Genomic DNA, 12,264 nt, shown 5'->3' on the forward strand with positions numbered 1-12,264 from the left:
GGTCGTCGCGTCCGGCACATTCAGGACACGCCCAGTTCGTTGTCGATGAATTCGAGAACCTGGGCCGCGGACGCGGACTCCAGCCTCTCCGCGGCGGTCATCTCTTCCTCCGCCGGCTTTCGTGTCGCCTTCCACTTCGCCAGCAGGCTCTCCAGCCGTGCCGTGATCGCCCCCGCGTCGCCGTCCGCCATGTCGAGGCCGACCAAGGTGGCTTCGAGCCTGGCCAGTTCGTTGAGGACCGGATCGGCGCCGTCCCGGCCCGGTGCGGAACCGACCGCCGGGGCGATGCGCTCCAGCAGGTAGTCGGCGAGCACGGCCGCTTCCGGATAGTCGAAGACAAGGGCGGCGGGCAGCCGCAGACCGGTGGCGGCGGCGAGCCGGTTGCGCAGTTCCACGGCGGTCAGGGAGTCGAAGCCCAACTCCTTGAAGTTGGTGTCGGCCTGCACCGTGTCGGTGTCGGCGTGTCCGAGCACGGTGGCCACATGGCCACGGACCAACCGCAACACCACGCGGTGCTGCTCCGCGGCGGACAGGCCCGCCAGTCGATCGGCCCAGTCGTCCGGCCGCGCTTCGGCCGCCGCAGCGGTACGCCGCGTCGCCGCACCGCCGACGCCGGAGGCACCGGAGGCGGCGAGGGCGCGGAGGGTGGCGGGAAGCGTGTCGGGGGGCTGGGTGGCCAGGACACGTGTGTTCACATCCGCCGCGACCAGCTGGTGGCCGCCGTGTTCGGCGGCCGCGTCGAGCAGCCGAAGGGCGTGGTCGGCGGCCATCGCGGTGACGCCGGAGCGGGACATTCGGGCCAGGTCCGCCTCGGCGAGAGCGCCCGTCATCTCGCTGGACTCGGCCCACAGGCCCCACGCCACCGAAACCGTCGGCAGGCCCAGGGCCTGGCGGTGGGCGGCGAGCGCGTCGCAGAAGGCGTTGGCGGCGGCGTAGTTGGCCTGTCCCGGGCTGCCCATGACTCCGGCGGCCGATGAGAACAGTACGAACGCGCCCAGCCGCAGATGTGCCGTAGCGGCGTGCAGATGTGCCGCGGCGGTGGCCTTCGCCGCCCAGACCCGTGCCAGCCGCTCGCGCGTCTGCGCGGTGACCACCGCGTCGTCCAGCACACCGGCGGCGTGGATCACGCCGGTCAGCGGATGCCGCGGATCGACACCGGCCACCAGGCCGGTCACGGCGGCCGCGTCGGTGACATCGGCGGCGACGATCCGTACCCGCGCGCCCAGGTCGGTCAGCCGGGTGGCGAGATCCTGGGCGCCCGGCGCGTCCGGGCCCCGGCGGCTCACCAGCAGCAGATGCCCGATCCGCCAGACCCGCACGAGATGTTCGGCGACCAGTGCGCCCAGCGTGCCGGTGCCACCGGTGATGAGCACGGTGCCGTCCGGATCCACCGCGGCGGGGACGTCCAGCACCAGCTTTCCGGTGTGCTTGGCCTGGCTGAGATGGCGCAGCGCCTCGCGTGTCCGGCCGAGTGGCCAGGTCCGCACCGGCAGCGGCCGCAGGGCTCCCGTGGTGAACAGCTCGCCCAGTTCGCCCAGCATCCGGCCGATGCGTTCGGGCCCGGCGTCGGTGATCAGGTCGTAGACCTGGTACGTCACCCCCGGGTGTGCCTCCGCGATCCGCTCGGGGTCGCGCAGGTCGGTCTTGCCCATTTCCATCAGCCGGCCGCCTTCGCGCAGCAGCCGCAGGGAAGCGTCGACGAACGGTCCGGCAAGACTGTTGAGCACCACATCCACACCCCGGCCACCCGTGGCCTCCCGCACCACACCCTCGAAATCCAGATCGCGCGACGAGGCCCGATGCGCCTCATCGACACCCATCGCCTCAAGCACCCCATGCTTCGCCGGACTCGCCGTCGCATAGACCTCCGCACCCAGATACCGCGCGATCCGCACCGCCGCCATCCCCACACCACCGGTCGCGGCATGAATCAACACCGACTCCCCCGGCTGAAGCCGGGCCAGCTCCACCAGCCCGTACCAGGCCGTCAGGAACGCCACCGGCACCGAGGCCGCCTGCTGATGGGTCCACCCGTCGGGAACGGGCGCCACCATGCGGGCATCGGTCACCGCCGTCGGGCCGAACGCGCGGTCGAAGACCCCCATGACCCGGTCGCCCACCGCGAGCCCTGTCACCTCGGAGCCGACGTCCACCACCACACCGGCACCCTCGCCGCCGAGCCCGGTCTGGCCCGGGACCATGCCCAAACTGATGAGTGCGTCCCGGAAGTTGATACCGGCCGCGTGCACCGCCACCCGCACCTGCCCCGGTCCGAGCGGCTCCAGCACCTCCGGACACGGCACCGGCTTCACGTTGTCCACCGTGGCCGCCCCGGTCAACTCCAGCCGCCACGCGGGCTGCCCCACCAGTGCGGAAACACCCCCGCTGCTCACGCCACCGGCACGCATCAGCCGAGGCACCCGGACACGTCCCGCCCGCAGCGCGACCTGCGGCTCGTCCATGCGCACCGCGCATGCCACGGCGCTGTGCACACCCTGGCCGAGCGGCTCGGAGTCCGGGTCGAGATCGACCAGAAGGAAGCGCCCCGGGTGCTCCGCCTGTGCACTGCGCACCAGTCCGCACACGGCGGCCCCGGCCACGTCCACGCCGCCCTCCCCGGCACCGTCCGTCTCGGACCCGCCGATCGCCACCGCTCCGCGTGTGACCAGCACCAGCCGGGCGTCGGCGAGCCGCGGTTCGGCCAGCCACCCCCGCACCAGTTCCAGCACGCGCTCCGAAGCCGCCAGGCCGGCGGCCGCCAGGTCGGTAAGCGCGTCGCCGTCGGCGGGGCCGCAGAGGGCGGGCACATACGCGATGGCCACCGAGGGGGCGGGGGCGTCACCGTCGAGGGCGGAGACCAGGGTCTCCAGACGCGGATGGCGTACCGCGCCCGGCGCGATCGGCTCGCACTCCCGTGGGCCGATAACCACCCACCCGTCGGCCTCCGCCGGGTCCGGTTCCTGTCCTGCCGCCTCGCTGTCCTGTGCCGGGCCGGGCAGGGGCGTCCACTCCAGGGTGAACAGCCCGTCCGCCTCGGGTCCGCCGGAGGTCCGCAGCTGGCCGGCGGCGGCCGGTCGCATCACCAGCGAGTCGACGGTCAGCACCGGCCCGCCCACGGCGTCGGCCACCATCACCCGCAGACCACGCTCGCCCTCGGCGCCACCCGCCTCTCGCTGTTGAGGAGAGAGCCGGACCCGGACGGTCGTGGCGCCGCCCGCCCACAGCGACACGCCACGCCACGCGAACGGCAGCCAGACCCGGCCGTCGTCGTGCCCCTGCTCGGGCCGGTCGAGGAGGAACGCCGGATGGAGCGCGGCATCCAGGAGCGCCGGGTGGATACCGAAACCTTCCGGGGCTCCGGCGGCCTCGGGCAGCGCCACTTCGGCCAGCACATCCGCACCGTCCCGCCATACCGCCCGCAGTCCGCGGAACGACGGACCGTATGCGTATCCCGCCGCCGCGGCACGCTCATAGAACCCGTCCAGCCGTACGGGCTCCGCGCCCACCGGGGGCCATGTCCCGCCCGGCTCGTCCATCGGGCCCCGCGCGGGGCTGAGCGCGAGGCTCTCCGGTGACGACGACGGGGATGGCGGGGACGGTGGCGATGGCGGGGACTGCGGCCCCAGGACGCCCTCGGCATGGCACACCCAGTCCGGGTCGGCGCCGGGTTCGACATCGTGGTCGGGCCGGGAGTGGATCCGCACATCACGCCGCCCGTCCTCGGTGGCCACGCCGACCACCACCTGGACGCGCAGCCCACCGGACCCGGGCAGAACGAGCGGAACCTGGAGCGCCAGCTCCTCCACCCCACCACAACCCGCTTCGTCGGCCGCCCGCAGCGCCCACTCCACCAGCGCCGCGCCCGGCACCAGCACGGTGCCCGCCATCACATGCTCGGCCAGCCAGCCCCTGGCGCCCCCGGCGGAGATCCGTCCGGTCAGCACCAGCCCGCCGTCGGCGAGTCCGACGGACGCGGGCAGTTGCGCATGCTCGACCCGCTGTAGTCCGGCGGCCCCCACGTCCCCGACGCCACCGCCCGCGGCCAGCCAGTAGCGCTCGCGTTGGAAGGCGTACGTCGGCAGATCGATCCTCCGTGGGGCAGGATCGGCCGGGAACCAGCGGGCCCAGTCGACATCGGTGCCATGGGTGTGCAGGTGGGCGAGGGCGTGGCCGAGTGCCTGGACATCGGACCGTTTACGGCTCAGGGTGGCCGTCACCAGCGGGCTCGGCCGCCCGGCCCCGCTCTCGTCGGACCCGCCCTCGCCGGTCCCACACTCATCGGTCCCGCCCTCATCGGCATCGGCCGTGGCATCGTCGGCGGTGAGGTGTTGAAGGGTGTGTTGGGTGGCGGTGGCCAGGACCGGGTCGGGGCCGAGTTCGAGGAAGACCCCGGTTTCGGGCGCGATATGGGTGATGGCGGGGTGGAAGAGGACGGGCCGGCGGATCTGCCGCACCCAGTATTCCGGTGTGGCCATCACCTCGTCGGCTGGCTCACCGGTCAGGTTGCTGAGCACTGGAAGGGTGGGCCGGTGAAAGGTCAGACCGTCGATGGCCTGCGCGAACGGCTCCAGGATGGGATCCATCAGCGGGGAGTGGAAGGCATGGCTGACGGTCAGCGTCCGGGTCTTGCGGCCCCTCGCTGCCCAGATGGCGCTGATCTCGCCGACCGGTTCGACCGGACCGGAGACGACGGTGTTGCCGGGGGTGTTCAGGGCGGCGATACCGACCCGCCCGTCGTATGCGGCCAGATCCTCGGCGAGTTCCTCGGCGGTGGCCGCGATGGTGGCCATGCCTCCGCCAGCGGGAAGTCCCCCCATCAGGGTGGCGCGGGCGGCGACGAGACGGCAGGCGTCGGAGAGATCGAAGACCCCGGCGATATGGGCGGCCGCGATCTCCCCGATCGAATGCCCGATCACCACATCCGGGCGTACGCCGACCGAGGCGAGCAGCCGCGCCAGGGCGATATGCAGGGCGAACAGTCCGGCCTGGGCATAGGTGGTGTGATCCAACAGCCCCGGCCGCCCGGCCACACCGTGGAAGACCACCTCACGGAGGGGATGGTGCAGGTGAGGATCGAGCAGTCCGCAGACCTCGTCGAACGCCGTGGCGAACACCGGGAACCGGTCGTACAGCTCGGCTCCCATCCCCTGGCGCTGGCTGCCCTGGCCGCTGAAGAGCCACACCGTCTTGCCCGAGGCTGTTCCACCGTCGGGGAGCACCACGCCCGGATGGGGTTCACCGGCCGCCAGGGCCTCCACGGCGCCCATCAGCGCGTCGCGGTCGTCGCCCCAGGCCACCGCCCGGTGTTCGAACAGCGACCGCGTGGTGGCAAGCGACCAGCCCACATCGACCGCCGACGCCTCCGGGTCCCTGGCCACGCGTTCGGCCAGGGCCATGGCCTGGCCGCGTAGCCCTTCCGCGCTCCGCGCCGACAGCACCCACGGGACCGCGCGCATGTCGGGGGATGCCACAGGCTCGGTCGTGACACGGTCGGCCGGGCCGGGGGCTTGCTCCAGGATGAGATGGGCGTTGGTGCCGGAGGCGCCGAACGAGGACACCCCGGCCCGGCGCGGACCCTCACCCATCGGCCACTCCACCGCCTCGGTCAGCAGCCGCACCGCACCACTGCCCCAGTCCACATGCGGAGTGGGCTCGTCGATGTGCAGGGACGCGGGCAGGGTTCCATGGCGCATCGCCTGCACCATCTTGATGACGCCGGCGACTCCGGCCGCCGCTTGGGCGTGTCCGATGTTGGATTTGATCGAGCCGAGCAGCAATGGCCGCTCCACCGAGCGTTCCTGCCCGTAAGTGGCCAGCAACGCCTGCGCCTCGATCGGATCACCCAACGTCGTACCCGTACCATGCGCCTCCACCACATCCACGTCGGATGGCGATAACCCAGCAGTGGCCAACGCCTGACGGATCACCCGCTGCTGCGAAGGACCATTCGGCGCAGTGAGCCCGTTCGACGCACCATCCTGATTGACCGCCGAACCCCGGACCACCGCCAACACCTCATGACCATTACGCCGAGCATCCGACAACCGCTCCAGCAACAAAACCCCCACACCCTCACCCCAGCCAGTACCGTCCGCAGCCGCAGCAAACGGCTTGCACCGACCATCAGGCGCCAACCCACGCTGACGGGAAAAACCAGTGAACACATCCGGCGTCGCCATCACCGTCACCCCACCCGCCAACGCCAACGTGCACTCCCCCCGCCGCAACGCCTGCGCCGCCAGATGCATCGCCACCAACGACGACGAACACGCCGTATCCACCGTCACCGCCGGACCCTCAAACCCCAGCGAGTACGCCACCCGACCCGAAACCACACTCCCCGAGCTGGCCAGCATGGCGTAGCCTTCCAGCCGCGCGTCGCCACCACTCAGTCCGGCCGCGTAGTCGTGGTACATCACGCCCGCATAGACACCGGTCGGGCTGCCCTTCAACGACACCGGATCGATCCCCGCCCGCTCCAGCACCTCCCACGACGCCTCCAACAACAACCGCTGCTGCGGATCCATCGCCAACGCCTCCCGGGGGCTGATCCCGAAAAACGCCGCATCGAACGCATCAGCGTCATACAGGAACCCACCCTCGCGCGCATAGCTGGTACCCGGGTGATCGGGATCCGGATGAAACAACCCCTCCAGATCCCAGCCCCGACCGGTCGGAAACTCCCCCATCACGTCACGCCCCGAGACCACCAGATCCCACAGCCCCTCGGGCGAGGTGACGCCACCCGGGAAACGGCAGCTCATCGCAACGATCGCGATCGGCTCGTCCGCATCCGCCGCCGCCACCACAGAAGCACCCGCGCCGGCAGTCGTCTCACCCATCAGCCGGGCACACACATACTCCGCCAGCACCCGAGGCGTCGGATAGTCGAACACCATCGTCGCCGGCAACCGCAACCCCGTCACCGACGACAACCGATTACGCAACTCCACCGCCGTCAACGAATCAAAACCCAACTCCCTGAACGACGCATCCACCCGCACCTCACCCGGCGCACCAAACCCCAACACCACCGCCACACCACCCCGCACCACCTCAACCACCACATCCAACCGAGCCTCAGCACCCAACCCCCTCAACCGCTCCACCAACCCCGAAACCCCCACCTCACCCACCGCCAACCGCCGCCTGACACGACCCACCACCAAACCCCGCAACACCGCCGGAAGCCCCCCACCACCCACCCCAGCCGGATCGATATCGGCGGCGACACAGAAGGGGCTGTCCTGCGCGCAGGCGGCATCGAGCAGGCCCAGCGCCTTCTCGCTGGACATCGCGGCGATGCCCGAGCGGGACATCCGGGCGCGGTCCGTCGCCACGAGTTTTCCGGTCATCCCGCTGGTCTGGGCCCACAGGCCCCAGGCCACCGAAAGTCCCGGGAGGCCGAGCGTCCGGCGGTGGGCGGCGAGGGCGTCGCAGAAGGCGTTCGCCGCCGCGTAGTTGGCCTGTCCCGGACTGCCCAGGACCCCGGCGGCCGAGGAGAACATGGCGAACAAGGACAGCGGAAGGTCTGCGGTGGCGCTGTGCAGATGCGCCGCGCCCGTCGCCTTGGCCGCCCACACCCGGGCCAGCCGCTCGGGTGTCTGGGAGGTGACCACCGCGTCGTCGAGCAGGCCCGTGGCGTGGATGACACCGGTCAGCGGATGCTCGGCATCGATTCCCGCCACCAGCTCGGCCACCGCCGGCCCGTCCGTGACGTCCACGGCGGCGATCCGCACCCGCGCGCCCAGCTCCTCCAGGCGGGCGGCCAGATCGCGGGCCCCCGGAGCGTCCGGCCCGCGACGGCTCACCAGGAGCAGATGGCCGACCTGCCACGTACGCACCAGATGTTCGGCCACCAGGCCGCCCAGGGTGCCGGTGCCGCCCGTCACCAGCACGGTGCCGTCCGGATCGAGCGCCGCCGGGGTGTCCGGAGCCTTCGGGTCCCGGTCGGCTGAGGCACGGACCAGTCGCGGCACCCACACTCGTCCATCGCGCACGGCCAGCTGCGGCTCGTCCGCCTCCAACGCCCGTGCGACGGCGCCCCGTACGCTGTCTGCGGTGACGTCGGAAGCCGGGTCGAGGTCGAGCAGGAGGAAGCGCCCCGGGTGCTCCGCCCGCGCACTCCGCAGGAGACCCCACAGCCCGGCGGCGGGCACATCCGTACCACGCTCGGCATCGGTGACGGCGACCGCGCCACGCGTCACCACCACCAACCGGGCATCCGTCAGCCGTGGCTCGGCCAGCCACCGCTGCACCAGCTCCAGCGCGCGTTCCGTCATCGCCACACCGTCGGCCGCCATGTCGGCCACGGCTTCGGCGCCCGAGCGCGGGAACTCGGCGAGAACCACGGCCGGGATCGGCCCCTCGCCATCGAGTCCCGCGAGAAACACCTCCAGATCCGGGCGCGCACCCTCGGTCGCCAGCACCGCCCAGTCGTCGGGCTCGGCCATCGGCCCGTCAGTCCCCGTCGGCTGCGGCAAGGGGGCCCAGTCCAGGACGAACAGACCGTCGGCACCACGCGTCGCCACGGCCCGCAACCGATCCACGTCCGCCGGACGCGTCGCCAAGGAGTCGACCGTCAGGACGGGGGCACCCACGGCGTCGGCCACCACCACCCGCAGCCCGCGCTCACCCTCCGCGCCGTCCCGACGCGGGGACAGCCTCACCCGTACGGTGCTCGCTCCGGCGGCCCACAGCGACACCCCGTTCCAGGCGAACGGCAGCCATACCTGTCCGCCGTCCCGCTCGCGCTCCCACTCGATTCCGGTATCGAGCAGGAGCGCCGGGTGCAGGGCCGCGTCGAGCAGCGCCGGATGGATACCGAACCCGTCCGCGTCCCCCGCGGCCTCGGGCAGCGCCACCTCGGCCAGGAGGTCGGCGCCGTCCCGCCACACGGCCCGCAGCCCCTGGAACGACGGCCCGTACGCATAGCCCGCCGCCGCGGCACGCTCGTAGAACCCCGTCAGGTCCACCGGTTTCGCACCCGGCGGCGGCCATGCCCCGCCCAGCCCCTCGACCGGCTGACCCATACCTTCCGATGCCGGGTTGAGCACTCCCTCCGCATGGCAGACCCAGTCCGCGTCGGCGCCGGCTTCGGCCTCGCCGTCCGGGCGGGAGTAGACCTGCACACCGCGCCGTCCGTCCTCCGCCGCGGCGCCCACCACCACCTGGACCCGCAGTCCGCCCGTCTCCGGCAGCACGAGCGGTACGTGCAGCGCCAACTCCTCGATACCACCGCCGCCGACCTCGTCGGCCGCCCGCAACACCCACTCCACCAACGCCGCGCCCGGGGCCAGGACGGCGCCCGCGACGATGTGTTCACCGAGCCAGCCGTCACCGCCACAGCCGCCGCCACCGGCCGCGATGCGCCCGGTAAGCAGGTGGCTGCTCCCATCGGCCAGCTCCACGGCGGCGCCCAGCATCGGATGGTCCGAGGGGGCCAGGCCGAGGTCGCTGGGATCACCGACCGCGCCGGACGGGTTCATCCAGTAGCGCTGGTGCTGGAAGGCGTAGGTGGGCAGATCGACGGTACGAGGCGTGGGGTCGGTCGGAAACGCCGCCCGCCAGTCGACGTCGACCCCGGCGACGAACGCCTGGCCTACCGACCGCAGAAGCTGCCCCTGCCCACCATGGTCACGGCGCAGCGTGGGCACCGCGACCGCCCCCACACCCGCCTGCTCAAAGGTCTCCTGCATTCCGACGGTCAGTACGGGATGCGAACTGGCCTCGATGAACACCCGATGCCCATCCGCCAGCAACGCCTCGACCGCATCGGCAAACCGCACCCGCTCCCGCAGATTCGCCACCCAGTAGTCCGTATCCAACACGGAGCCATCCACCCGGCCACCAGTCACCGTCGAGTAGAACGCCGCACCCGACGCGGACGCATCAACCGGCCCAACACCCGCCAGAGCCTCGGTCAACTCCTCACGGATCTCATCCACCTGCGGACCATGCGAGGCATAATCCACCTCGATCAACCGCGCCCGAACCCCACACTCCTCACACGCCGCCACCACAGCAGCCACCTGCTCCGGCGGACCCGACACCACCGTGGACGACGGCCCATTCACAGCCGCTACACCCACCGCGTCCGCCCGCTCCCCCAGATCGGAGAGCAACTCCCCCGCACGCTCCTGGCCCACCCCCAGGGAAGCCATCGCCCCACCACCAGCCAACCGCCGCAAAGCCTTACTCCGCAGCGCCACCACCTTCGCACCATCCTCCAACGACAACGCCCCCGCCACCACAGCCGCCGCGATCTCCCCCTGGCTGTGACCCACCACCGCAACAGGACGCACCCCATACCCCGCCCACACCGCCGCCAACGACACCATCACCGCCCACAACACCGGCTGCACCACATCCACCCGCCCCAGATCCGCCGCACCCTCCACACCGCGCAGCACATCCGTCAACGACCAGTCCACAAACGGCGAAAGCGCCCGCTCACACTCCCCCACCCGCGCCGCAAACACCGGCGACACCTCCAGCAGCTCCGCACCCATCCCCACCCACTGCGAACCCTGCCCCGGAAACACCAACACCGGACCCACACCACCCGTCAACGCCGCCGCACCCGACTCCACCACCCCCGGATGCGACACCCCCCGCGCCAACGCCTCCAACCCCGCCACCAACTCACCACGACCCCCACCCACCACCACCGCACGATGCTCGAACACCGACCGCGACGTCACCAACGACCACCCCACATCCACCACCGACACCCCCGAAACCCCACCCACCCACCCCGCCAACGCCGCAGCCTGCCCCCGCAACGCCTCCACATTCCGCCCCGACACCACCCACGGCACCATGCCCGTCTCGCAGGACACGGCCCCCACCAACGGCGCATCCTCCTCAGGAGCCTGCTCCACAATCACATGCGCATTGGTGCCACTGATCCCGAACGCGGACACACCGGCCCGGCGCGGCCGCTCGTTCCTCGGCCACTCCACCGCCTCGGTCAGCAGCCGCACCGCGCCACCGGACCAGTCCGCGTGCGGGGTCGGCTCATCGACGTGCAAAGTGGCCGGCAGCTGTTCGTGCCGCAGGGCCATCACCATCTTGATCACACCGGCCACACCCGCCGCACCCTGCGTATGGCCGATGTTGGACTTCAGCGAGCCCAGCCACAGCGGCCGGTCCTCCGGACGGTCCTGGCCGTATGCGCCGATCAGCGCCTCGGCCTCGATCGGATCACCCAGCGTCGTACCCGTGCCATGGGCCTCCACCGCGTCCACCTCGGCGGATGACAGCCGGGCGTTGATCAGCGCCTGGCGGATCACCCGCTGTTGTGAGGGCCCGTTGGGCGCGGTGAGGCCGTTCGACGCGCCGTCCTGGTTGACGGCCGAGCCTCGGATGACCGCGAGCACCTGATGGCCGTTGCGCCGTGCGTCGGACAGTCGCTCCAGCAGCAGAAGGCCCACGCCCTCCGAGAAGCCGGTGCCGTCCGCGGCGGCGGCGAAGGGCTTGCAACGGCCGTCGGGGGCCAGTCCGCGCTGGCGGGAGAACTCCACGAAGGTGTTCGGCGTGGTCATCACGGTCACGCCGCCGGCCAGGGCCAGGGTGCACTCCCCCTGCCGCAGCGCCTGGCAGGCGAGATGCATCGCGACCAGCGATGACGAGCACGCGGTGTCCACCGTGACCGCCGGCCCCTCCAGGCCGAGGGTGAAGGCCACCCGGCCGGAGACGACGCTCAGGGTGTTTCCGGTGAGCAGGTATCCTTCCGCGCTCTTCTCGATCCGCGGGGTGCCGAAGCCGAGGAGGCCGGCGCCCGCGTAGACACCGGTGGGGGTGCCCTTCAGCGTGGTGGGGTCGATTCCGGCGCGTTCGAGCAGTTCCCAGGAGACTTCCAGCAGTTGGCGCTGCTGGGGTTCGGCGGCCAGGGCCTCGCGCGGGCTGATGCCGAAGAACGCGGCGTCGAAGCCGTCGGCCCGGTCGAGGAATCCGCCGTGGCGGACGTAGCTGGTGCCGGAGTGGTCGGGGTCCGGGTGGTAGAGGGTCTGGGTGTGCCAGCCGCGGTCGGTGGGGAACTCGCCGATGGCGTCCCCGCGGGAGGCGACCAGCTCCCACAGGTCCTCGGGCGAGGCGATCCCACCGGGGAACCGGCAGGCCATGCTCACGATGGCCACCGGCTCCTGGGACCGTTCCTCCAACTCGCGAAGTCGTCGGCGGGTCTGTCCCAGGTCGGCCGTGACCTTCTTGAGGTACTGGCGGAGCTTCTCTTCGGTACCCGACATCAGTTCCGCTCCTCCA

General features: G+C 71.7%; 1 protein-coding gene. It reads right to left on the minus strand.

The features are described 5' to 3' along the window. Positions 1–20: 20 nt before the first annotated feature. Positions 21–12,248, minus strand: coding sequence for an SDR family NAD(P)-dependent oxidoreductase (locus tag PS467_RS03905; protein ID WP_311033997.1), 12,228 nt, complete (start codon positions 12,246–12,248; stop codon positions 21–23). Between the last annotated feature and the right edge of the window lie 16 nt (positions 12,249–12,264).

The sequence above is a fragment of the Streptomyces luomodiensis genome (assembly GCF_031679605.1).
Taxonomy (GTDB): Bacteria; Actinomycetota; Actinomycetes; order Streptomycetales; family Streptomycetaceae; genus Streptomyces; species Streptomyces luomodiensis.